This is a genomic window from Salmonella sp. WC3 (assembly GCF_042932255.1).
Taxonomy (GTDB): domain Bacteria; phylum Pseudomonadota; class Gammaproteobacteria; order Enterobacterales; family Enterobacteriaceae; genus Salmonella; species Salmonella enterica.
Window position 1 is genome coordinate 387,602 of sequence record NZ_CP170629.1, and the last position, 25,006, is coordinate 412,607.

Annotated in this window: 16 protein-coding genes and 3 pseudogenes; 12 read left to right on the forward strand and 7 right to left on the reverse strand. The window is 55.1% G+C overall.

The annotated features are described in order from the left end of the window. Positions 1-37 precede the first annotated feature (37 nt). Entirely contained in the window at positions 38-2,590 is a 2,553-nt protein-coding gene (gene mrcA, locus ACFK9X_RS01745) for a peptidoglycan glycosyltransferase/peptidoglycan DD-transpeptidase MrcA (RefSeq protein WP_000673816.1), read from the reverse strand. 120 nt (positions 2,591-2,710) lie between these two features. On the opposite strand from mrcA, the pseudogene ACFK9X_RS01750 reads away from it, so the two are divergent. From ACFK9X_RS01750 to trpS, 12 genes and pseudogenes are all read left to right on the forward strand, one after another. Then, positions 2,711-3,490, forward strand: a pseudogene (locus ACFK9X_RS01750) (DNA utilization protein HofM). Beyond that, positions 3,490-4,029: a PilN domain-containing protein gene (locus tag ACFK9X_RS01755; RefSeq protein WP_000951390.1), complete on the forward strand. Its 540-nt coding sequence runs from the start codon at positions 3,490-3,492 to the stop codon at positions 4,027-4,029. Before ACFK9X_RS01750 ends, ACFK9X_RS01755 begins: the two are co-directional and overlap by 1 nt. Further along, the gene (locus ACFK9X_RS01760) at positions 4,013-4,486 is read left to right on the forward strand and encodes a hypothetical protein (RefSeq protein WP_151115374.1); all 474 of its coding nucleotides are present in this window, start codon (positions 4,013-4,015) and stop codon (positions 4,484-4,486) included. The genes ACFK9X_RS01755 and ACFK9X_RS01760 overlap by 17 nt, the downstream gene beginning before the upstream one ends. After that, positions 4,476-4,877, forward strand: a complete 402-nt coding sequence (locus tag ACFK9X_RS01765) for a DUF2531 family protein (RefSeq protein ID WP_000648135.1) — start codon at positions 4,476-4,478, stop codon at positions 4,875-4,877. Before ACFK9X_RS01760 ends, ACFK9X_RS01765 begins: the two co-directional genes overlap by 11 nt. Next, positions 4,792-6,030: a DNA uptake porin HofQ gene (hofQ, locus tag ACFK9X_RS01770; protein ID WP_151115376.1), complete on the forward strand. Its 1,239-nt coding sequence runs from the start codon at positions 4,792-4,794 to the stop codon at positions 6,028-6,030. The genes ACFK9X_RS01765 and hofQ overlap by 86 nt, the downstream gene beginning before the upstream one ends. Positions 6,031-6,494: 464 nt before the next feature. Then, positions 6,495-7,016 carry a shikimate kinase AroK gene (gene aroK, locus ACFK9X_RS01775; RefSeq protein WP_000818621.1) on the forward strand — a complete coding sequence of 174 codons (522 nt, stop codon included), beginning with the start codon at positions 6,495-6,497 and terminating at the stop codon, positions 7,014-7,016. 56 nt (positions 7,017-7,072) lie between these two features. Then, positions 7,073-8,161 carry a 3-dehydroquinate synthase gene (gene aroB, locus ACFK9X_RS01780; protein ID WP_000439824.1) on the forward strand — a complete coding sequence of 363 codons (1,089 nt, stop codon included), beginning with the start codon at positions 7,073-7,075 and terminating at the stop codon, positions 8,159-8,161. Positions 8,162-8,258: 97 nt separating this feature from the next. Then, entirely contained in the window at positions 8,259-9,536 is a 1,278-nt protein-coding gene (gene damX / locus ACFK9X_RS01785; protein WP_151115378.1) for a cell division protein DamX, read from the forward strand. A 180-nt stretch (positions 9,537-9,716) separates the two neighbouring features. After that, positions 9,717-10,553 (forward strand): adenine-specific DNA-methyltransferase, encoded by an 837-nt coding sequence (dam, locus tag ACFK9X_RS01790; protein ID WP_000742132.1) that lies wholly within the window; start codon positions 9,717-9,719, stop codon positions 10,551-10,553. A 17-nt stretch (positions 10,554-10,570) separates the two neighbouring features. After that, positions 10,571-11,248 carry a ribulose-phosphate 3-epimerase gene (gene rpe / locus ACFK9X_RS01795; protein ID WP_000816284.1) on the forward strand — a complete coding sequence of 226 codons (678 nt, stop codon included), beginning with the start codon at positions 10,571-10,573 and terminating at the stop codon, positions 11,246-11,248. Beyond that, positions 11,241-11,999: a phosphoglycolate phosphatase gene (gene gph, locus ACFK9X_RS01800; RefSeq protein WP_000359649.1), complete on the forward strand. Its 759-nt coding sequence runs from the start codon at positions 11,241-11,243 to the stop codon at positions 11,997-11,999. Before rpe ends, gph begins: the two co-directional genes overlap by 8 nt. After that, entirely contained in the window at positions 11,992-12,996 is a 1,005-nt protein-coding gene (trpS, locus tag ACFK9X_RS01805; RefSeq protein ID WP_000165562.1) for a tryptophan--tRNA ligase, read from the forward strand. Before gph ends, trpS begins: the two co-directional genes overlap by 8 nt. A gap of 143 nt (positions 12,997-13,139) precedes the next feature. Here trpS and ACFK9X_RS01810 read toward each other — a convergent pair. The 6 genes and pseudogenes from ACFK9X_RS01810 to nirB all read right to left on the reverse strand — a co-directional run bounded on the left by ACFK9X_RS01810 (position 13,140) and on the right by nirB (position 24,988). Continuing rightward, positions 13,140-13,309 (reverse strand): annotated as a pseudogene (locus tag ACFK9X_RS01810) (YhfL family protein). A gap of 192 nt (positions 13,310-13,501) precedes the next feature. Continuing rightward, a pseudogene (bigA, locus tag ACFK9X_RS01815) lies at positions 13,502-19,403 on the reverse strand (autotransporter adhesin BigA). Positions 19,404-19,731: 328 nt separating this feature from the next. Next, positions 19,732-21,105 (reverse strand): siroheme synthase CysG, encoded by a 1,374-nt coding sequence (gene cysG / locus ACFK9X_RS01820; protein ID WP_000349897.1) that lies wholly within the window; start codon positions 21,103-21,105, stop codon positions 19,732-19,734. A gap of 11 nt (positions 21,106-21,116) precedes the next feature. Beyond that, positions 21,117-21,926, reverse strand: coding sequence for a nitrite transporter NirC (gene nirC, locus ACFK9X_RS01825; protein WP_151115380.1), 810 nt, complete (start codon positions 21,924-21,926; stop codon positions 21,117-21,119). Between the two features lie 195 nt (positions 21,927-22,121). Next, positions 22,122-22,448, reverse strand: a complete 327-nt coding sequence (nirD, locus tag ACFK9X_RS01830) for a nitrite reductase small subunit NirD (RefSeq protein WP_000084814.1) — start codon at positions 22,446-22,448, stop codon at positions 22,122-22,124. After that, positions 22,445-24,988: an NADPH-nitrite reductase large subunit gene (nirB, locus tag ACFK9X_RS01835; protein WP_151115382.1), complete on the reverse strand. Its 2,544-nt coding sequence runs from the start codon at positions 24,986-24,988 to the stop codon at positions 22,445-22,447. Before nirB ends, nirD begins: the two co-directional genes overlap by 4 nt. Between the last annotated feature and the right edge of the window lie 18 nt (positions 24,989-25,006).

Genomic DNA, 25,006 nt, shown 5'->3' on the forward strand with positions numbered 1-25,006 from the left:
AAACACAATAAAAAAGGCGCCGGAGCGCCTTTTTTGATCAGAACAGTTCGTGTGTTTCACCATTATCAATAATGGTGGTTCCCACCTCGTGTACCGCCTGTTGTGTCGGCTGCGTGCCTTCGATGAAATACTCTTCACGGCTGTTACCGCCGCTCGCCAGTTGTCCGGTACTGCGGTCGATATTCACCGTGACGATGCCCGGCGGCGGCGTTAGCGGCTGTTCCGGCACGCCTTCCAGCACGGCTTTCATATAGGCGTCCCATGCAGGTTGCGCGCTCTTCGCGCCGCCCTCATAGCCGGAGATTTGATCTTTGATCGCGCCGGAAGCGGTGGTGCGGCCTAAATCACGGCGGTGATCGTCAAAGCCGATCCATACGGAAGTGACGACGCCAGGACCATAGCCGGAGAACCATGCGTCTTTCGAGCTGTTGGTCGTACCGGTTTTGCCGCCGATATCGCGACGTTTAAGGTCGCGCGCCGCACGCCAGCCGGTACCCATCCAGCCGGGTTCGCCGAAGATATTGGTGTTCAGCGCGCTTTTGATCAGAAACGCCAGCGGCGTATTGATCACATGCGGCGCGTACTCCTGCGTGCCGTTTTGCGCGACCAGCGCCTGGTTTGCCTGTTCCAGCTCAGGCATCGGTACGGCGCTGTTTTGCTGCTCTTGCGAAACCGCGACCTCTTCCACATTGGTGTTTTCCAGCACGTCGGATTTCTGCGTATTGCCGTAAATGACCGGGATATCGCACTCCGGGCAGGCGATTTTCGGTTTCGCTTCGAAGATCACGCCGCCCTGATCGTTCTCAATCTTGCTGATGAAATACGGGTCGATCAGGAAACCGCCGTTCGCCATCACCGCATAACCGCGCGCAACCTGCATCGGCGTGAAGGAGGCGGAGCCCAGCGCCAGCGATTCGGTATGCACGATATTCTGCGCCGGGAAGCCGAAGCGTTGCAGATACTCCGCCGCATAGTCGACGCCCATGGCGCGCATGGCGCGTACCATCACCACGTTTTTCGACTGCCCCAGCCCCTGGCGTAAACGAATCGGTCCGGCGTACTGCGGCGGGGAGTTTTTCGGACGCCAGTCTGAACCTGCCCCGGCGTCCCAGCGGGAAATCGGCACATCGTTGAGCATACTGGCGAGCGTCAGCCCTTTATCCATTGCGGCGGTGTAGAGGAACGGTTTGATGTTCGACCCCACCTGACGCAAAGCTTGCGTCGCGCGGTTAAATTTACTCTGATTAAAATCGAAACCGCCGACCAGCGCCAGTACCGCGCCTGTTTGCGGGTTAAGCGAAACCAGCGCGGAGTTCACTTCCGGTACCTGCGCCAGCCACCAGTCGTTATCCACCTGACGAACCCAGATTTGCTGACCTGTCTGGACGACATCGGTAACTTTACGCGGCGTCGGCCCCTGCTGTGTATCCGAGCGGTAAGGCCGCGCCCAACGCATTCCTTCCATATGTAGCGAAACGGACGTACCGTCGGCAAGCGTAGCGGTCGCCTCTTGCGGATTAGCGCTGGTGACCACGGCGGGAAGCAGCGGTCCGTAGGTCGGCAACGCTTTCAACGTATCGGTAATTTTTTTACTGTCCCACGCCGTTTCGCCCACTTTCCATAGCACATTCGCCGGGCCGCGATAACCGTGGCGCATGTCATAGTCCAGCACGTTATTACGCACCGCCTGTTGCGCGGCCTGCTGCACTTTGCGGGTGATGGTCGTGTAAATACGATAACCATCTTCATAGGCGCTTTCGCCATAACGGTTATACATTTCCTGGCGCACCATTTCCGACAGATAAGGCGCGGAGAAGGCGATTTCCGGCGCGTGATAATTTGCGTCGATAGGTTCGCTACGGGCCTGATCGTACTGCGCCTGAGTGATATATCCCTCGCTTAACATTCGCGAAAGCACTACGTTACGGCGCGCTATCGCCCGATCCATCGAGTAGAGCGGGTTAAAGGTAGAAGGCGCTTTAGGTAGCCCGGCGATAACCGCCATTTCGCTTAGGCTAAGCTGATCGACCGTCTTACCAAAGTAGACCTGTGCCGCCGCGCCAACGCCATAGGCGCGGTAGCCGAGATAGATCTTGTTCAGATAGAGTTCGAGGATCTCATTTTTATTCAGCAACTGCTCAATACGAATCGCCAGAAACGCTTCCTTGATCTTGCGCATCAGCGTGCGTTCGGGGCTAAGGAAGAAGTTTCGCGCCAGTTGCTGGGTAATGGTACTTGCTCCCTGCGATGCGTGACCGGAGAAGAGCGCGACGCTGGCCGCACGGAAAATACCTACCGGGTCAATGCCGTGATGCTCATAAAAGCGGCTATCTTCGGTGGCGATAAAGGCGTTGATCATTTCCGGCGGAATTTGATCGAGCGTAACGGGAATACGACGTTTTTCGCCATATTGCGCGATAAGTTCGCCATCCGCGCTGTAAACCTGCATCGGAATTTGCAAACGCACATCTTTCAATGTCGCGACGTCAGGTAGCTGTGGCTCAATATAGCGATAAAGGCCATAAATCGAGCCTGCTCCCAGCAGGATGCAACATACTGCAAGGATCAATAAATACTTTACGAACTTCACTGGAGATTTCCCATTTAGTGTCATTTGGGCAGTTTATAAACAAACGCGCGGTAGTATAAAGGCAAGCCAGACGCATTGATATACCCGTTAACGCGACGGGTGATAAGGAGATCGACCGTTATGGCTTTTAAAACCTGGCAAATAGGATTGCATATTCAGCAGCATGAAGCGCTGGCCATCGCCGTTATTCGCGGCGCATCGGGCTGGTCCCTGCAACGTTGGTGGCGACTGCCGCTGATGAACGTCTCCACGGCAGAGGGTACGATTCCTGACCCGCAATCGCTGGCTCACGTACTGCGACCCTGGAGCCGCGAGCTGCCGCTACGTCACCGTATTTATCTCTCTTTTCCCGCAAATCGGACATTGCAACGCGCTTTTCCACATCCGCCGATGCGTCTGCGGGAACGTGAGCAAGTCGCATGGCTTTCACAAACGATGGCGCGTGAGCTGGATATGGATCCGGACTTATTGCGTTTCGACTTTCAGGACGATGCGCTAAGCCCTGCGTTCAACGTTACCGCCGTGCAAAGCAAAGAAATTTCAGAGCTGTTAACGCTGGCGCAAACGATCAATGTGCGCATCGCTGCTGTAACGCCCGATGCCTGCGCGTTACAGCGCTTGCTGCCGTTTATACCTTCGGGGCGGCAATGTCTGGTCTGGCGCGATGAGAGCCAGTGGCTGTGGGCGACGCGCTATGCGTGGGGGCGTAAATCGGCGTGAGAGGCGACGACGCTGCATGACCTTGCCGCGACGTTATCCGTCGTGCCGGAACATATTTCGTTATGCGCCGAAGGCGAATTCGACCCCTGGCGCGCCGTAACCGTCCGCCAACCGCCGGTTCCGCCGGACGGTTATCGCTTTGCGATTGCGCTGGGTTTAGCCATAGGGGAGATACGCTGATGGCGCATTCTGTCAATTTGCTCCCCTGGCGGCGCCAACATTACGTAGCGCGTCTGCGGCTGTGGTGCGTGGTATGGGGCGCGTCCCTGCTGCTGATAGCAAGCCTCGCGACGATCGCCCGGTTGGTTTTTTGGCAGGAGGGGAGGATTAATGAACTGCTACTGACGGCGGAAAACGGACGCACGACGGCGCTTGCGGCGAACATACCGCAGTTGCAGCAGCGTCAGCGACAGCAACAGGCGCGATTACAACGTCAGGCGCAGCGTGAACTGACGCAAGCCTGGCAATCTATCTTGACTGACCTTGCCAACCTGTTGCCAGAGCAGGCATGGCTGACAAGCCTCAATTATCAGCAAGAGACGCTAGAGCTGGAAGGGCTGGCGAGAACGTTTGACGCCCTGCTCACGCTTGAGACATCGCTTCGTCACTATGTCAGTTTTCCGCTAAACCGCACGGGCGCCACGCGGCAGGATGCGCAAGGGCGCTGGCAGTTCCATTATCAGTTAACGAGGAGCGCCGCCCGTGAACGCGCTCTTTGATCTCTGGTACGGGATGTCGCTCCGTGGTCGGGTTTTTTGTTGGTGTGCAGGCGTGCTGTGCCTGACGCTGACGGTTGCGTTATCTGTGGGCTATCCCGGCTGGAAAACGTTGGATACGCAACAAACGCGGTTAAGCCAGCAGCGCGAGGCCGCCCGGCAACAGTGGCGTCATCTGCGCCGTCTGAGCGTCGCGGCTGAACCGCTTTTCGGGCGCACAGTGGAAAATCCGCGTCCTTTTTCGCCGTTAGATTTCCTGGCGCCTCCCCTGCGTTTGCTGCACTGGCAGCCATCGGCGCAGGGGGGAGAAATGGCGCTGAAAACGTCCTGGGATGCGGTGCCGTCGCTGTTTGTCCGGTTGGCCGAAAGCGAGATGAGCGTAAGTCGGTTTTCATTGCGTAAAGAGGGGGCGGAATTATTGATGACGCTGCAACTGGAGCGCCTGGCGAATGAAGGCTAGCCGCAGTGTATTGCTCTGTTTTTGTTTGCTGATGTTGACAGGAATGCGCGATCCCTTCCGCCCGCCGGAAGATCGCTGCCGGATAGCGGAACTCTCGCAGTGGCGGTATCAGGGCGCGGTGCGTAAAGGCGAGCGATGGACAGGCATTCTTAAAGACAGTCAGCAAAAATGGCGACGAGTGGAAGAAGGGCAGACGCTGGAAAACGGTTGGACGATTGTCCGCCTGACGGCGGAAGCCTTAACGTTAACGACCGGTAAAAATTGTGCGCCGCCGCAGTGGCGGTGGCTACGTCAGGGAGCGGACAATGAAGCGATGGATAGCCATAATACTGATAGCCTTGATGCCCGCCGCGCAGGCGGGAAAAGCGGCGAAAGTGACGCTGGTGGTTGATGACGTCCCTGTGGTGCAGGTTTTGCAGACTTTAGCCGAGCAGGAGCGGCAGAATCTGGTGGTGTCGCCGGACATCAGCGGGACATTATCGCTACATCTGACGGATGTGCCGTGGAAACAGGCGCTACAGACGGTGGTCAATAGCGCGGGGCTGGTGCTACGTCAGGAGGGGAATATTCTCCATGTTCATTCACAGGCCTGGCAGAAAGAACACAGTGCGCGGCAGGATGCCGAGCGGTTAAGGCTTCAGGCTAATTTACCGCTGGAAAACCGCAGCATTAGCCTGCAATACGCCGATGCCGGCGAACTGGCGAAAGCGGGCGAGAAACTCCTGAGCGCGAAGGGAACCATCATGGTAGATAAGCGCACCAACCGCCTGCTGTTGCGCGATAACCGCGCGGCCCTGGCGGAGCTGGAAAAATGGGTATCGCAAATGGATCTGCCGGTGGCGCAGGTGGAGCTGGCGGCGCATATCGTCACCATTAACGAAAAGAGTCTACGGGAACTGGGCGTAAAGTGGACGCTGGCTGACGCGACGCAAGCGGGCGCGGTGGGTGACGTGACGACGCTTTCCAGTGATTTATCCGTCGCCGCCGCCACCTCACGCGTCGGGTTTAACATCGGGCGCATTAACGGACGCCTGCTGGATTTAGAGCTGTCAGCGCTGGAACAAAAGCAGCAGTTGGATATTATCGCCAGCCCCCGGCTGCTGGCTTCGCATCTACAGCCAGCCAGTATCAAGCAAGGCAGCGAAATTCCTTATCAGGTTTCCAGCGGCGAAAGCGGCGCGACCTCCGTGGAATTTAAAGAAGCGGTGCTGGGGATGGAGGTGACGCCCACCGTTTTGCAAAAAGGGCGCATCCGCCTGAAGTTACATATCAGCCAGAATGTTCCCGGTCAGGTACTACAACAGGCTGACGGCGAAGTGCTGGCGATAGATAAACAGGAAATTGAAACGCAGGTAGAGGTAAAAAGCGGCGAGACGCTGGCGCTGGGCGGTATTTTTTCGCGAAAAAATAAATCGGGTAGCGATAGCGTGCCGCTGTTGGGGGATATTCCCTGGCTTGGTCAGCTCTTCCGCCATGACGGTAAAGAGGACGAGCGACGCGAATTAGTGGTGTTTATCACCCCCAGACTGGTGGCGACAGAATAATTTATGCATAAAAAAGCGCTGTTTTTGCACTGAACGCATCTGCGGGATTTGACGTGCGGATGTATTTAGCATACAAGGAGTACCGATTTGAGAGTCGTGCTTTTCGTTGCTTACGCATTGATTAATGCGCTTTGCCTTGCCGAAGGTGTGCATAAGACCGATGATAAACGGCTGAATGTCCGCTGATGCAGACGTATTGGTTCTGCGGATTGCGCACAATTGTTTGAAAGTAGAGCAATTTGTAGGCCGGATATGTTGTTCTGGTCGCCATTCGGCAACGCTAACTCGGGTTTTGCAACAATCAGGCTTGGTGATTTATTCAGTTGCCAAACCCGCTTGAGTATTGAGATAATTTTCAGTCTGACTCTCGCAATATCTTATGAGGTTTCAGTTCATGTCCTGCTGCGCTGGGTGTCTGTGAAGCGGGTTTACCATTAACGAATAGTCTTAGTAGTACCGAAAAAATGGCAGAGAAACGCAATATCTTTCTGGTTGGGCCTATGGGTGCCGGAAAAAGCACTATTGGGCGCCAGTTAGCTCAACAACTCAATATGGAATTTTACGATTCTGATCAAGAGATTGAGAAACGAACCGGAGCTGATGTGGGCTGGGTCTTCGATGTTGAAGGTGAAGACGGCTTCCGTAATCGTGAAGAAAAAGTTATCAACGAATTGACGGAAAAACAGGGTATTGTGCTGGCAACCGGCGGTGGCTCTGTAAAATCGCGTGAAACGCGTAACCGTCTCTCCGCGCGTGGCGTCGTGGTCTACCTTGAAACGACCATCGAAAAACAACTGGCGCGCACGCAGCGTGATAAAAAACGCCCGCTGTTGCAGGTTGAAGCACCGCCTCGCGAAGTTCTGGAAGCGCTGGCTAACGAACGCAATCCGCTGTACGAAGAGATTGCCGACGTCACCATTCGCACCGACGATCAAAGCGCTAAGGTTGTGGCAAACCAGATTATTCATATGCTGGAAAGCAACTAATTCAAGCAGAATACGCTGGGTAAGCGGGCACAAGTAACTAAGGTGGATGTCGCGTCATGGAGAGGATTACAGTCACTCTCGGGGAACGTAGTTACCCGATCACCATCGCGGCTGGTTTGTTTAACGAACCAGCTTCATTCTTGCCGCTGAAATCAGGCGATCAGGTCATGTTAGTGACCAACGAAACCCTGGCGCCGCTTTATCTGGACAAGGTTCGCGGCGTACTCGAACGGGCGGGCGTTAACGTAGACAGCGTGATTCTTCCTGACGGCGAGCAGTATAAGAGCCTGACGGTGCTGGATACGGTGTTTACGGCGTTACTGAAAAAACCGCATGGTCGTGATACCACTCTGGTCGCGCTTGGCGGCGGCGTGATTGGCGATCTCACCGGTTTTGCGGCGGCCAGCTACCAGCGAGGCGTACGTTTCATCCAGGTACCAACTACCTTACTGTCGCAGGTTGATTCTTCCGTGGGCGGGAAAACCGCCGTCAACCATCCCCTTGGCAAAAACATGATTGGCGCGTTTTACCAACCCGCTTCTGTGGTTGTCGATCTTGATTGCCTGAAAACGCTTCCCGCACGCGAACTGGCATCGGGGCTGGCAGAGGTGATCAAATACGGCATTATACTCGACGCAGACTTCTTCACCTGGCTTGAGGGTAATCTGGATGCGCTATTGCGTCTGGACGGCCCGGCGATGGCGTACTGTATTCGCCGTTGTTGCGAGCTGAAAGCCGAAGTTGTTGCCGCCGACGAGCGTGAAGCGGGCTTACGTGCTTTACTGAATCTTGGACATACCTTTGGCCACGCCATTGAAGCGGAAATGGGATATGGCAATTGGTTACATGGTGAAGCCGTTGCCGCAGGTATAGTGATGGCTGCGCGCGCATCCGAGCGTTTGGGGCAGTTCAGTTCTGCTGATACGCAGCGCATCATCGCTCTACTCGAACGGGCCGGGCTGCCAGTCAATGGCCCTTGCGAGATGTCCGCGCAGGACTATTTGCCGCACATGCTGCGAGATAAAAAAGTGTTAGCGGGGGAGCTGCGTTTAGTGCTTCCGCTGGCCATAGGGAAAAGTGAAGTGCGCGGCGGAGTGTCGCACGAAGTCGTTCTTAGCGCGATTGCTGACTGTCAGCAGGCGTAACAACAAGAAAGGTCAGACTGATATTGCGTAGATGTCAGTCTTTTAGCTTCAGGTTATGTGCAATGTCGTAAGCATTAACCTTTGAGTGGGGTGTTAAATGGATGAATTCAAACCAGAAGACGAGCTGAAACCCGATCCCAGCGATCGTCGTACTGGTCGTTCTCGTCAATCTTCAGAACGCGATAATGAGCCGCAGATCAACTTTGATGACGTTGATCTGGATGCCGACGATCGCCGTCCGACGCGTACGCGTAAAGCGCGTAGTGAAGAACCTGAAGTTGAAGAAGAGTACGAATCCGATGAAGACGATACGGTGGACGAAGAGCGTGTTGAACGCCGCCCACGTAAGCGTAAAAAAGCGACCCATAAGCCAGCCTCTCGTCAGTACATGATGATGGGCGTTGGCGTACTGGTGCTGCTGCTGTTGATTATCGGTATCGGCTCCGCGCTGAAAGCCCCCTCAACGTCTTCCAGCGAGCCGTCGGCCTCTGTCGAAAAGAGTATCGATCTTTCCGGTAACGCCGCCGATCAGGCGAATGCGACCCAGCCTGCGCCGGGCGCCACCTCCGCAGAACAAACCGCGGGCAATACGTCGCAGGATATTTCGTTGCCGCCGATTTCTTCAACGCCGACGCAGGGACAGTCACCTGTGGTCGCTGACGGTCAGCAGCGCGTGGAAGTACAGGGCGATCTGAATAATGCGCTGACGCAGAATCCAGAGCAGATGAACAATGTTGCGGTGAACTCTACGTTGCCGACAGAGCCTGCAACCGTCGCGCCAGTTCGCAATGGCAGCACGACGCGTCAGGCGGCGGTTAGCGAACCTACCGAGCGTCATACCACGCGTCCGGAACGTAAACAGGCCGTCATTGAACCTAAGAAACCGCAGACCACGGCGAAAACCACGACTGCGGAACCGAAGAAACCGGTCGCGCCAGTGAAACGTACGGAACCGGCAGCGCCAGCCGCGACGCCGAAAGCGACCACCACGACGGCTGCGCCGACAGCGACGGCAAGCGCTGCGCCGGTACAAACCGCGAAGCCAGCGCAAGCCTCGACGACGCCTGTCGCAGGCGGCGGGAAAAGCGCCGGCAACGTTGGCGCGTTAAAGAGCGCGCCATCCAGCCACTACACATTGCAGCTCAGTAGTTCTTCAAATTACGACAACCTGAACGGTTGGGCGAAGAAAGAGAACCTGAAAAATTATGTGGTATACGAGACGACGCGTAATGGACAACCGTGGTATGTGCTGGTAACGGGGATGTATGCTTCGAAAGAAGATGCTAAACGTGCGGTGTCCACCTTACCTGCCGATGTGCAGGCGAAAAACCCGTGGGCAAAACCGTTGCATCAGGTTCAGGCCGATCTGAAATAATCCAGGCTGTGTCCTGCAATTGCCTGTGAGTGTCGCTGACAGCTATTTTTGTTCAGGACAGGCGCGAGGGGCGCATTTGCTACCGTCAAATGCGCCGTAAAGCAACGCGGCACAGCCTAAAGCGCAGGATGCTGTCGGAGCTTTCTCCACAGCCGGAGAAGGTGTAATTAGTTAGTCAGCATGAAAAAAAATCGCGCTTTTTTGAAGTGGGCAGGGGGAAAATACCCTCTGCTTGATGATATCAAACGACATTTGCCAAAAGGCGAGTGCCTTGTCGAACCTTTTGTGGGTGCCGGATCGGTGTTTCTTAACACCGACTTTTCTCGTTATATCCTCGCCGATATCAACAGCGACCTTATTAGCCTCTATAACATAGTGAAGTTACGTACTGACGAGTATGTACAGGCTTCGCGCGAGCTGTTTATGCCTGAAACTAACCAGGCTGAGGTCTATTACCAACTCCGCGAGGAGTTCAACACCTGCCAGGACCCCTTTCGTCGGGCGGTACTGTTTTTATATCTGAACCGCTACGGTTATAACGGACTCTGTCGCTATAACTTACGCGGGGAATTTAATGTACCGTTTGGTCGTTATAAAAGACCTTACTTCCCGGAAGCGGAGTTGTACCACTTTGCAGAAAAAGCGCAGAATGCGTTCTTTTACTGTGAGTCATACGCAGACAGTATGGCGCGTGCGGACAAGTCGTCGGTGGTCTATTGCGATCCGCCTTATGCGCCGTTGTCCGCCACGGCTAACTTCACAGCGTATCACACCAATAGTTTTAGCCTGACGCAACAAGCGCATCTGGCGGAAATCGCTGAGAATCTGGTCAGTAACCGGATACCGGTGCTCATTTCCAACCATGATACGGCGCTCACACGCGAGTGGTATCAACTCGCAAAATTGCATGTCGTCAAAGTTAGACGCAGTATAAGCAGCAACGGCGGCACACGTAAAAAGGTGGACGAACTGCTGGCTCTGTACCAACCAGGAGTCGCAACGCCTGCAAGAAAATAATTCTCAAGGAGAAGCGGATGAAACAGTATTTGATTGCCCCCTCAATTCTGTCGGCTGATTTTGCTCGCCTGGGTGAAGACACCGCCAAAGCGCTGGCTGCCGGTGCTGATGTTGTACACTTTGACGTCATGGATAATCACTATGTGCCGAACCTGACTATCGGCCCGATGGTGCTGAAATCCCTGCGTCAGTACGGTATTACCGCGCCTATTGATGTCCACCTGATGGTCAAGCCAGTCGACCGTATCGTGCCCGACTTTGCCGCCGCTGGCGCGAGCATCATTACCTTTCACCCGGAAGCCTCCGAACATGTTGACCGCACGCTACAGCTGATTAAAGAACACGGCTGTAAAGCGGGGCTGGTATTCAACCCGGCAACGCCGCTCAGTTATCTCGATTACGTCATGGACAAACTGGATGTGATCCTGCTGATGTCCGTGAACCCAGGCTTCGGCGGCCAGTCTTTTATTCCGCAGACGCTGGATAAACTGCGCGAAGTGCGTCGCCGCATTGATGCGTCCGGTTACGACATTCGCCTGGAAGTGGACGGCGGCGTGAAGGTGAACAATATCGGCGAGATCGCCGCAGCAGGTGCGGACATGTTTGTTGCGGGGTCGGCAATTTTCGATAAACCCGACTACAAAAAAGTAATTGATGAAATGCGCAGTGAGCTGGCAAAGGTAACTCATGGATAAGTTACAGAATATTCGGGGCGTCGCCTTTGATCTTGACGGTACGCTGGTGGATAGCGCGCCGGGTCTTGCTGCGGCGGTGGATATGGCGCTGTATGCGCTGGAACTGCCGGTCGCGGGCGAGGAGCGCGTGATTACCTGGATTGGTAACGGCGCAGACGTATTGATGGAACGCGCGCTGGCCTGGGCTCGCGAGGAGCGCGCCACGCTGCGTAAGACGATGGGGAAACCGCCCGTTGATGAAGATATTCCTGCCGAGGAACAGGTACGCATTCTGCGTAAACTGTTCGACAGGTATTATGGCGAAGTGGCGGAAGAGGGCACTTTTTTATTTCCGCATGTCGCCGACACGCTGGGCGCGCTGCACGCCAGCGGATTGTCATTAGGTCTGGTGACGAATAAGCCGACGCCGTTCGTCGCGCCGTTGCTGGAATCGCTTGATATCGCCAAATACTTTAGTGTGGTTATCGGCGGCGATGATGTGCAAAATAAGAAGCCGCATCCGGAGCCGCTGTTGCTGGTGGCAAGCCGGCTGGGCATGATGCCGGAGCAGATGCTTTTTGTCGGCGATTCGCGTAATGATATTCAGGCTGCAAAAGCGGCGGGCTGCCCTTCGGTTGGCCTGACATACGGCTACAATTATGGCGAAGCGATCGCTCTTAGCGAGCCGGACGTCATTTATGACAGTTTTAACGATCTTTTGCCCGCACTTGGGCTTCCGCATAGCGATAACCAGGAAATAAAAAATGACTAAGCCCATCGTTTTTAGTGGCGCACAGCCCTCAGGTGAATTGACCATTGGCAACTATATGGGGGCATTGCGTCAGTGGGTAAACATGCAGGATGACTATCATTGCATCTACTGCATCGTAGACCAACATGCTATTACCGTGCGTCAGGACGCGCAGCAGCTACGTAAAGCGACGCTGGATACGCTGGCGCTGTACCTGGCATGTGGTATTGATCCTGAAAAGAGCACTATTTTCGTTCAGTCCCATGTGCCGGAACATGCGCAGCTTGGCTGGGCGCTGAACTGCTATACCTATTTCGGCGAGCTGAGCCGTATGACGCAGTTTAAAGATAAATCTGCGCGCTATGCGGAAAACATTAACGCCGGCCTGTTTGATTACCCGGTGCTGATGGCGGCAGACATTCTGTTGTACCAAACCAATCTGGTGCCGGTAGGCGAAGATCAGAAGCAGCATCTGGAACTGAGCCGCGATATCGCCCAGCGTTTTAACGGGCTGTATGGCGATATTTTCAAAGTACCGGAACCGTTTATTCCAAAATCCGGCGCGCGCGTGATGTCGCTGCTGGAGCCGACGAAGAAAATGTCCAAATCGGACGATAACCGTAATAACGTGATCGGCCTGCTGGAAGATCCGAAATCGGTAGTGAAGAAAATCAAACGTGCGGTCACTGACTCCGACGAGCCGCCGGTAGTACGTTATGATGTGAAAGAGAAAGCGGGTGTCTCTAACCTGCTGGATATTCTTTCCGCCGTGACCGGTCAGAGCATTCCTGAACTGGAAAAACAGTTTGAAGGTAAAATGTATGGCCATTTGAAAGGCGAAGTGGCGGAGGCGGTTTCCGGAATGTTGTCTGAGTTGCAGGAGCGCTATCACCGTTTCCGCAACGACGAAGCGTTCTTGCAGAAGGTGATGAAAGACGGGGCGGAAAAAGCCAGCGCACGTGCAGCCGAAACGCTGAAAGCCGTTTACGAAGCCATTGGCTTTGTGGCGAAACCGTAAGGGTTATTGCGTGCCCGATGGCGCTAGCTTATCGGGCCTACCAACGAGCGTAAGTTGGACAAGACATTTGCGCCGTACCGTTTATCAGACCTGTAAAAAAACCGGGAAAATCCCGGTTTTTTGTATCTGCGCAGTCGTTTCTATTATTGATCGGCAGCCGGGCCGCAACCGCCAATAATTTTAGAAATAGAAATTGCAGGGTGCAGCAAATAATCATAGCTGCAGTTATTTTTTTTGTTTTCGATATGACCAGTACAAGCAGTGAGCGTCGCCAGAACCCCTCCACAACGGCAATTTTTACAAATTTAAACATTTCAAAATCCTTGTTGATAAAACGAGCACTACTGGTGGAATAAATATAAGATCTATTTAGCGTATAGTACGATAGCAATTATTAAACTATACAGGTAGTCCAAATAAGGACTTTATCTTTACCAGGGGATATGATTTAAAAAGGCCGCTTAATAATAAGCGGCCTGTATTAGTGTTATATAATGTCGTTTATTTAACGAAATGTTTTCTTAACGTTAAGCATAAAGCCTTTATCGCTGATACTGTCTTCCTTCCACTGGTATGCATCCAGATGTAGCGCGGTATCATTGCTGCTATATTTCACGCCGATGGTTGCCAGGCCATTAATGCCGCCGCCTTTTTGACCGTCATCCACGCCGAACGATTGACCCGCCGCACCCTGTAATGACGCTGTACGCTGGCTCTTGCTGTAGCTCAGGTTCGGGCCGCCTTCTAGGGTAGCGGTGGCGCTCCAGCCGTCTTTCCCGGCATAATCCAGCTTCAGGCCGACAATAGAGTCTACCGCCGTTTCGTTGCCAGAGTTCATGGACAGGTTAAAATCTCCGGCGCTGCGCTCTTTGTAGCCTCCTTCCATGGTGTGACGGAATTTCACCCCGGCATACGGCGTGACTTTCAGCGTATCACTCATCATGGTGAAAGTTTTCGCCCCTTCACTGCGAAACTCAAGGTACTGCTGACGCATGTCGGAATCGGCAATTTTGTTGACATCGCCATAAGCGACAGAACGGCTGCTGTCGAGGTTGTGCACGTCATAACGCAGGCTGTTGTTCCACGCCAGACCTTCATCAAACGCCATGCTGTGCTTCAGGCCAAAGAACTGGCTGTAGCCGCCTGTCAGGCCGTTATCGCCCGCAGTTTTCGAACCGTCGCCATCCAGACGCGCAATACCGTACTCCAGCGTCAGATTCTGGCTGGCGGTGAGATCCAACGTCTGGCGTAATGCCAGCATGTCGTACTGGGTGTCGTTGCCCAGCTCCGCACGTGGGTCGCCTTTCGCCACCACGTTGAACGCCAGACCATCTTTAATTTGCGGCGCGGCGTCGGCCAGCATGGTAAAGCGGTTGCTGAGTACACGCGCTTCACGGAATACCGTGGTGGCTTGAGCACCGCTCACCTGCTTGAGTGCGCTGTTCAGCTCGGCGGTAGTCCCCACATTAAGGCTGGTGTACAGCTCGTTGTTGGTGTAACCGGCGTCCAGCGCCTGCGCCACGTCGCTTACCGAGCTGTCGGTCGCCACATCGGCATAGGCGTTTTTGGTCATGGTGACGTCAACGTTGCCGTCGGCATCCTGGCTACCCTGGGCGTTCCACACCACGCTGGTGGAAGTGATGTTGTCCGCGCCCTGGATATTGCTGCCGGTGAAGGCGTTATCCACCACCACGGTGGTATCCGCCGTACCGCTGGTAAAGCCGGTATCCACCTTCACGTTGTCGCCAATCACCAGGTTATTGGCTTTCAGCGTACCGGAACTACCGTCGGCGTTGGTGCCAACAATATAGTTGGAGAGCTGCTGTGGCGCGTTGGGATCCTCTGGCGGCGTCGGGATGCTGCCCTCGGTCGGGGCGGTAGTCGCATCCGGAATAGCGATGTCCGCTGTCCCGTTATGGTCGTTCTGCGTACCCGTAGTACCCGGCGCGTAGATGTCGCAGCCGCTGTCGCACAGCAGGTTGATTTCGCCGTTGTTGATGATGGCTTTGGTCGTGCCGCCAAACGCATACGAGTCATCCGCGTAAACGTTAATCACGCCGTCTGCGGTGTTATTTATGGTGGTGGCATTACCGTTGCCTTTGATGCCGATAAGCCCGGTGCCGTTGGTGCCGTCCTCCTTGCCCTGCTCGGTACCGACGTTGATGGTGCCGCTATTGACCAGGTTAATGACATAACTGCTGGTGCCGCCGCTAATCGCCACGGCGTTATCGCCCTGCACGTTGATAGTGCCCTGGTTGCCGAAGTTATAGCCGCGGCCCAAATTGATTAGCGGCGCATCCGGGTTAATACCGTTAATCACGCCGGTTGCGGTGTTCCAGATCCATTTGGGGTCATTGCTGCCGTTGACCGTGGTGATGGCGCTGTAACCGTTAGTGGCGGTGATGGTGCCGCTGTTCACCTGGGTCAGCGAATCGTTGGCGCGCGTCAGATTGATGATGGTGTTCTCGCCGCCTTCCACCGCGCTGCCGCTGTTGGTAAGCGTTGCGTCCTCTTCGTTATAGAAATAGAAGCTGCCGCTGACCAGCGATTTGCCATCTTCCGCCACCGTCATATCGCCAGTATTGACGATTTCCTGCTGGTAGCTGGTGCCCGCTATGGAGCCGGTGAAATCGCCGTTATTGTAAAAAGTAACGTCGCCATTAAGGGTTAACAGATCGGTGGTGATGCTGCCGTCCGCTTCATTAAAGAGGCTGTGCCAGGTGGAAATAGCGTCCGCGTCCAGCGTCCCGTAGTTAGCCAGCGCGTTAGCCCCGCCGTTAATCGTCACGGTGCCGTTGACGGTGAGCGAGGCGCCCGCTTCGTTGTACAGCCAGCCCCCGTTAACGTCCACATCGCCGTTCAGGGTTTCAGTACCGTAGTTGGCCAGCGTACCGGCGGTGAAGAAACCTGTGTCGGAGGTCCTGGTGTCGCTGTCGCCGCTGCCGGGCAGAGACTGAATCCAGATTTTGTCCGTTGGCGTGCCGCCCATGTGTGAATCAGTATCATCCATCGGGCTGCCGTTAAGGTTGATAGAGCCGTTATTGATGATGTAGCTGGAACTGTCGCTCAGAAACGCCTGGCCGTAATCGGCGTCGATGTTAATCACGCCGCTGGTGTCGTTGATGACGACGCCGCCGTTGAGCGCCGCCATCCCGACCAGCTCGTCTGCCTGACCGGTCACGCCGTCATCGGCGGTCAGGGTGATCACGCCCTGGTTAATGGCGGTGCCGCCATTAAGCGCCATCATGCCGAACCCGGCGTTGTTGACGGTAATGTTGCCGGTGTTGATGGCGGTGGCGTCGCCATCGGCATCGGTGGAACCCGCCACCATTCCTGAGCTGGTGAGATAGAGCGATGATGGCTGCCAGTAGCTGGTGCTGGTGATGTTATTTTCATCGTCCAGCGTCGGGACAAGGCCATCCAGATAGATATCGCCTTCGTTTAGTGCTTTACCTCGGCTGGCGGTAACGCCATATACACCTGCCCCCTGCAAATGGATCGTGGCGCCCTCATCGTTAACGACATCGCCATAATCCGAAGCCATCATGGCGTAAAAGGTGTGGGTGTACCATTTCAATGGGTATACTTCAATACCTCCACTGCCCTGCGGCGTCTGATCAGAAATCAGGGTGATATCGCCGCCGGCTTTGTTATGAACAGCCGATCCCTCGCCACTAGCCCTTGTGATGGCTGCACGATCCTCACTACTGTTGCTACTGGTCGCATAGACAAAAATATCTCCGCTGTTGCTGACTTCCGCGCCGTTATCTGCGCGAATGACGGAATACACGCCATGGCTTGTAATATCGCCTTTATTTTCAATTGATGTGCCTTCGCCATCAGCCATCAGCAACGCGTTGTAGGTGTAATAGCCTGTGGGTATATAACTGACATTAACGTCAACAACTGAGTCATCACCCAGAATCAGGGAGCCGCCGTTGTTGACCCGCGCCAGTACAACGTGACCCCCCACTACCGTGTTGGTATCAATGGTAGAATGACCGTTTAGCGTAACGGTACTGTTACCGCTGACGCTGATGCCGGTAATGTCTGCAGAGGTTCCATCAAGTGGATCCTCGCTGTGGGTGATATTAATACCGCCGTCAATCTCAACGTCGTTATCATCACCTGTTACGCTCAGGCCAACAACGTCCAGGTATTGTCCGCTGGTGGCGGACAGATCGTTGTCATCAATATTCAGCGCGCCATTAAGGGTAACGGTATTGCCGTTACCGCCGACAACAACGCCGGTTAACGGGGGAGCCCCGGCAGCCAGATCATCCTGCCCGTAGTCGGCGCTGATATTTACGTTGCCGGTGATATCAACGGCGTTGTTGTCGCCGCTCACGTTCACGCCTGTCGCTGAGCTAAATACGCCTTCGCTGTCCTGGACTGAGACAACGTTAATATCGCCATCCAGCGTAACCTGCGACATATCGCCGCTCACCAGCGCGCCAGTGCCGTTAAGGCTGACGTCAATATCCCCTTTGTTTTTGAAGGTGTTTTTTTCGCCTGCAACCACAAAACCCACCGAGTCCGCATCACGTACGGTGGCGTTGCCGGTATTTTTTGCTTCATTTCCGGTACCGTAGGTGATGATGCCCATCGCGCCGTCGGTGACCAGCAGATCGCCCGCCTGGGTCAGGCTGCCGTTGTCGCCGTTGATAATCACGGCGGCAGAGACCGCGCCATCCACCGCGATATCACCGGTATTGGTGGTATGGGCGTCGTCGCCGTCAATGCGCGTACCGACGGCGCCGCCAGAGATAGTTTGATTACCTTCGTTGATAACGAGCGCGTTGTCGCCTTCGATATACAGCGCCGTGGCGTCTGCGCCGCTGACGGTAGTGCTCCCGGCGTTATCGATAACCACGTTGTCGCCGGTAATGTGGCCGCCGGTGCCGCCGTCGGTGATGGTCATATCACCGTCATTGTTGACGCGGGCGTTATTGCCGTCAATGACGGTGCCGGTGGAGCCTGCGCCGCTGATGTTAGAGGTACCGGTATTCTTAATCGTGGCGTTGTCGCCGTCGATGATGATGGCGGTGCCGCCGCCGCTCACGGCAATGTCACCGGCGAAATTGGTGGTGGTGCCGTTGCCGGAAATCAGCGCGCCGGTGGCGTTGTCCACCGTGGAGTGGCCCGAAATGGTGTTGGTGGTGCCGTCACCGGAGATAACCATGCCGGTGGCACCGTCGGTCACACTGGAGTCCCCGGTGAGCGTGTTGACGGTTCTATCGCCGGAAATAATCACGCCGGTGCGATCCTGGCCGCTGATATCCATGCCGCGATCGGAATTATGCGCCTGGTCATCGCCGCTGATAACGGTGGTGTTATCGTCGGCAATAATCAGATAGCCCCGGCTGTCGTACTTCCAGTAGAGACCGTTTTCCTGGGGGCCTTCAATCACGGCGGCATTGGCGTCGGTCACGTCCCAGCCGGTGACGTTCAGCGTTTTACCGTCCGCGGTGGTGAGCTGCCACTGGTTGTCCTGTTCTGAATAATTCCACACGGCACCCTCAAGAACGCTGCCGTTATCCAGTTTGAAGCTGTCGAAGGTCAGGGTGTCTTTGCCTTTATCGATGGTGACGCCGTTGCTGAAGGTAATAACAGAGTCATCTGGGGGCGTGTCGTCGTCATCGCCGCTATCATCGGGCGGGGTTACATCGTCATCGCCGCTATCATCGGGCGGGGTCACATCGTCATCGCCGCTATCGTCGGGCGGGGTTACATCGTCATCGCCGCTATCGTCAGGCGGGGTCACATCGTCATCGCCGCTATCGTCGGGCGGGGTCACATCGTCATCGCCGCTATCGTCGGGCGGGGTTACATCGTCATCGCCGCTATCATCAGGCGGGGTTACATCGTCATCGCCGCTATCGTCGGGCGGGGTTACATCGTCATCGCCGCTATCGTCGGGTGGGGTTACATCGTCATCGCCGCTATCGTCGGGTGGGGTTACATCGTCATCGCCGCTATCGTCGGGCGGGGTTACATCGTCATCGCCGCTATCGTCGGGCGGGATCACATTGTCATCGCCGCCATCGTCAGGCGGGGTGACGTTGCCGCCATCGTCGGGTGGGGTAACGTCGCCGCCATTATCGGGCGTAGGGGGGGGTATAAGAATGATTAGAATCTCCGCCACCGTTATTTTCAACGCCAATAGCCACACCTGCGACCAGTGCAGCAACGCCGCCAGCAACCCAGCCCCAGTGATTATCATTTTCAGGTGTAGCAAGGCAGGTCGGTGAAAGTTTTGCGCGTTTTTCTTTAGGCAGGGAGGAGATATTACTGGGACATTCTTTTTCATCATCGTTATTTTCTGCGGCGATGGCCGGAATGTAATAACTTTGTAGCGTTAAAGCGATAGCGATAGAAATAAGTTTTTTCTTTTGCATAGGGTTCATCCTTAATTAATATTTTCCTTGCGTACTAAACATATGCAGAGAGCGGTACAGGCAATGATGAAATGGCCAGAAGAAAAATTATGCTTTAGTGTTTATTTTATCACCCGATAACCAGGTCAGGTCAAATTGAGTGCTTAACGGTGTTATTTATTGTATGAATGAATAAGAGGTGAATTTGACGAGTAAAAGGGTTTTTAGGCAGAATTATTATTATTTAAATTTGTCCGGTGTATTTAAAATTAGTTTCTTAATTCACTTTTAAGTAAAAATAATTTGAGATTACGAGTGGTTGTAAAATAAAGCCCTGTTATTCAGGGCTTTATTTTAATTAATAATTAGAGAACCAATTTAATTTATCGCGTAAGCCAACGACCCGGCCAACGATAATCAGCGCCGGGCTTTCAACCTGTTGCGCTAATTCACCAAGCTGCGTCAGCACACCGTGGACGACGCGTTGCTTCACGGAGGTACCGTTTTCTACCAGCGCAACCGGCATATCGGCCTGCATACCGAATGCGATCAGTTTTTCCTGGATAGTCGCTGCCTGATTCAGCCCCATGTAGAACACCAGCGTCTGTTTTTCTGCCGCCAGGTTTTCCCAGTCCAGCTCGCCGCCGGTTTTCAGGTGACCGGTGACCAGACGTACGCTCTGGGCGTAATCGCGATGGGTTAGCGGAATACCGGAGTAGGCGGAGCAGCCGGAAGCCGCGGTAATCCCCGGCACTACCGAGAAAGGAATACCGGCATGACACAGCGTTTCCAGCTCTTCGCCGCCGCGACCAAAGATAAAGGGATCGCCGCCTTTCAGGCGTACCACGCGTTTACCTTTTTGCGCTTCACGCAGCAGGATCTGGTTGATTTCCTCCTGTGGGACGCAGTGGTAACCTGCGCGTTTCCCCACAAAGACCCGATCGGCATCGCGGCGTACCAGGTTCATAATGTCGTCGGAGACGAGGCGATCGTAAACCACGATATCCGCCTGTTGGATTTGTTGTAACCCTTTCAGCGTCAGCAGTCCGGCATCGCCCGGCCCGGCGCCGACCAGCACGACTTCGCCACGGTGATCCAGCGGTTCGCTAAACAGGCGTTCGGTTGTCGCGTTAACCGCTTTCTCGTCGGCATTCGCCAGCGACTGCGCCAGCCGGTCATTGACGAAAAATTTTTCCCAGAAGCGACGACGCTCGCCCATCGTGGCAAACTGCTTTTTCACCCGGGCGCGGAGTTGCCCGGCATAGCGCGCGACCTGCCCCAGATGCTGCGGCAGCAGCGATTCCAGTTTCTCGCGCAGCAGACGCGCCAGCACCGGGGAAGTGCCGCCCGAGGAGACGGCGACCATCAGCGGCGAGCGGTCAATAATTGAGGGCATGATAAAGCTGGCGGCTTTCGGCGCATCCACCACGTTGCAGAAGATACGGCGTGACTCCGCCGCGTCGCTGACGCGCTGGTTGACGGTATCGTCGTCAGTGGCCGCGATCGCCAGCCAACACGAGTCGAGAAGCGTTTCGTCGAACGGTCCCTCAACCAGAGTCAACATGCCTTCATTTGCCCATACGGTGAACTGTGGAATAAAGGTTAGCGCATTGACCGTTAAACGTGCGCCTGCTTCCAGCAATAACCGTGCTTTGCGTTCTGCGACATCGCCACCGCCGACGATCAGACAGTCGCGGTCGCGTAATTGACAAAATATAGGCAAATGGTCCACGACATTACCCCTTAATGGTTGGCTGTAACCTTAATTTGGTTGGTTTTTTGCGGAACAGGACGCTCCGATTTCGGCGTAGCATACCAATAACCCAATCCCATGAACACGACGCCGGACAAAGTATTACCCAGAGTGACCCATAACAGGTTGTGTCCGATTCCGGACAGGGTATAGGCGTCGCTGTGATGACCAAACCAGGAGAGGGCGAACAGCGTCATATTCGCGACGGAGTGCTCGTAGCCGGAAGCGATAAACGCCAGCAGACACCACCAGATAGCAAGAAATTTTGCCGTGCCTTCGGTGCGGATTGCCATCCAGATTGCCAGACAAACCAGCCAGTTACACAGCGCGCCTTTGAAGAACAGTACCGTGGCGGGCGCGGTGGTTTTCGCCAGCGCGACTGAGTGAACGATGCTGGTATCGACCGGCAATAAACTGCCGCCGCCCCAGCTGTAAAGCAGGGCGACAAACACGGAACCGACCAGGTTGCCGAGCCAGGTTTGCGGCAGGATAGCCCACATTTGACCGTGGCTGATGGTGCCTGCTTTGACGCCCAGCGTCAGGAACATGGTGTGGCCGGTAAACAGTTCGGAACCGGCGATGATGACCAGCGTTAAGGCGATACCGAAGGTCGCTCCCATCACCAAAGGACGCACGGACGGGTCGAGCAGATTGCCGAGGGTGAAAATAAGAATGATGCCGAGACCGACATAAGCCCCGGCCATTGCCGACCTGACCCAGAAGCCGAGCGGATTATTCGCCGACAGGCGTGCGATGCGCGCAGCGTTAGCCGCACACTTATTGATAGTGTCTGTAAACATTTGATTATCCTTTTCTCACTTCATCCTTTGCACTACCTCTTTGTTGGCTGCCCTCGCTCACCCCAGTCACATAGTGAACTATGTTCCTGGGGATTTGCTCAGTTGCCGCCGCGATGCAGTACAAATGATTTTGTGATAACAATTAAAATGAAAAAAAATACAAAAAAGGGGAGGCGTTGCGCCTCCCAAAAATAATTAACCGCGCAACTGCACCACGCCGTCTTTCACCCGCGCGTCGTAATGTTTCACAGAAAACTGCTCATCTTCCATGCATAAACCATCGCTCAGGCGGAAGCGCTGCTTTTTCAACGGGCTGGCGACCCACAGTTCGCCCTGGTGTTCCGCAATCAGCCCACGAGACAGCACGCTGGCCTCAAAGAACGGGTCGATGTTGCTGATCGCGAACACCTGATCGCTATGGTAAGGACGGAAAATTGCCACCTGCTCGCCGCCTGACAGCGCGCAGACGCCGGTTCCCGGCAGGATGTCATCGATTTTGCAGATGTTTTGCCACTGGCTCATGCGTTTTCCTCCACCAGAGTGACCGGGATGCGTTCATACGGCGTGGCCGGACGATGCTGTTCGCGTTCAGGCACAACCTGGACATTTGGGTCGCGTTTGTCGCTGTTGATGAAGTGTTTGAAACGAACCTGCGCCGCTGGCGTGTTGACGGTCTCCGTCCACTCGCAGACCACCGCTTCACGCAGACGGGCCATCTCTTCTTCCAGATGTTCGTTCAGGCCCAGCTTGTCGTCGATGATGACCGATTTCAGATACTCAATGCCGCCTTCCAGGTTATCCAGCCACGGCGCGGTACGGGTCAGTTTGTCGGCAGTACGGATGTAGAACATCATAAAGCGGTCGAGGTACTTGATCAGCGTGTCGCGATCGAGATCGGCTGCCAGCAGATCCGCATGACGCGGTTTCATGCCGCCGTTACCGCAGACGTACAGGTTCCAGCCTTTTTCTGTCGCGATAATGCCGACATCTTTGCCCTGCGCTTCCGCACATTCACGGGTACAGCCGGAGACGCCGAACTTCATTTTGTGCGGGGTACGAATGCCTTTGTAGCGGTTTTCCAGCTCCACGCCGAAACCGACGCTGTCGCCCACGCCGTAGCGGCACCAGGTGCTGCCGACGCAGGTTTTCGCCATCCGCAGCGCTTTGGCGTACGCGTGACCGGTTTCGAAACCGGCTTCAATCAGTTGACGCCAGATTTCCGGCAGATCGTCTTTTTGCGCGCCAAACAGACCGATACGCTGAGAACCGGTGATTTTGGTATAGAGGTTAAACTCGCGGGCGATACGCCCCACGGCCACCAGACCTTCCGGGGTGATTTCACCGCCCGCCGAGCGCGGGATCACCGAGTAAGTACCGTCTTTCTGGATATTCGCCAGGAAGTTGTCGTTAGTATCCTGTAGCGGCGTGTGCTGCGGCTTGAGGATGTATTCGTTCCAGCACGACGCCAGCAGCGAACCGACGGTCGGCTTACACACTTCGCAGCCGTAGCCTTTACCGTGTTTCGCCAGCAGTTCTTCAAAGGTTTTGATACCTTCCACGCGGATTAAGTGGAACAGTTCCTGACGAGAATAAGCAAAGTGCTCGCACAGGTTGTTGTTGACTTCAATACCCTGTTTCGCCAGTTCGGCGTTCAGTACCTGCGTCACCAGCGGGATGCAGCCGCCGCAGCCGGTTCCGGCTTTGGTTTCCGCTTTCAGCGCCGCCACGGTATGGCAGCCTTTATTGATAGCGGCGATCAGATCGCCTTTAGTCACATCGAAGCAGGAGCAGATCTGCGCGCTGTCCGGCAGTTTATCCACGCCGATAGCGGGTTTACCACTGCCCGCGTGCGACGGCAGGATCAGCGAATCCGGGTTTTCCGGCAGTTCGATGGCGTTCAGTACCAGTTGCAGCAAATTGCCGTAATCGCTGGTGTCGCCGACCAGTACTGCGCCGAGCAGCGTTTTGTTATCTTCGCTGACAATTAGACGTTTGTAGACTTCTTTGCTTTCATCGAGGTAAACGTAACTACGCGCGCCCGGCGTGCGGCCATGCGCGTCGCCGATGCCGCCGACGTCCACGCCCAGCAGCTTCAGCTTGGCGCTGAGATCCGCGCCTTCAAAGGCGTTTGCACTGCCGAGGATATGGTCAACGGCGACCTGGGCCATTTTATAGCCTGGTGCGACCAGACCGTAAACGCGGTTGTTCCAACTGGCGCACTCGCCGATAGCGTAGATATCCGGGTCGGACGTCTGGCAGGTGTCGTTAATCACGATACCGCCGCGCTGCGCGACGGCCAGACCGCACTGGGTAGCCAGCTTGTCGCGGGGGCGAATACCGGTAGAGAAGACGATAAAATCGACTTCCAGCTCGCTGCCGTCGGCAAAACGCATAGTCTTACGCGCTTCGTTACCCTGCTGAACAATCTCTTGCGTGTTTTTACTGGTGTGTACACGCACGCCCATGCTTTCGATCTTGCGACGTAGCTGCTCGCCGCCCATCTGATCGAGCTGTTCCGCCATCAGCATTGGCGCAAATTCAATGACGTGCGTTTCCACGCCGAGGTTTTTCAGCGCGCCAGCGGCTTCCAGCCCCAGCAGACCGCCGCCGACCACCGCCCCGCGCTTGCTGCGACGGGCGCAGGCTTCGATAGCGTTGAGGTCTTCAATGGTACGGTAAACGAAGCAATCCTGGGTTTCGGAGCCTTTAATCGGCGGAATCCACGGATATGAACCGGTCGCCATGATCAGCTTGTCATAATAAACGGTACGACCCGCGCTGGAGTGAATCACTTTCTCCTGACGGTTAATGGTAATTGCGCGTTCGCCAACCAGTACCTTTACGCCGTGCTTCTCGTAAAATCCTTCACGCACCAGAGAGAGCTCTTCCGCGGTGTGGTGAGAGAAGTAGGATGACAGGTGGACACGGTCATAGGCTTTACGGGGTTCTTCACAGAACACGGTAATGTCGAACAGGCTAGCGTCGGATTTATCAAGGAGATCCTCAATAAAGCGGTGGCCGACCATACCATTACCGATAATAGCGAGTCTGACTTTGCTCATTTTTGCCTCGATTTCTTT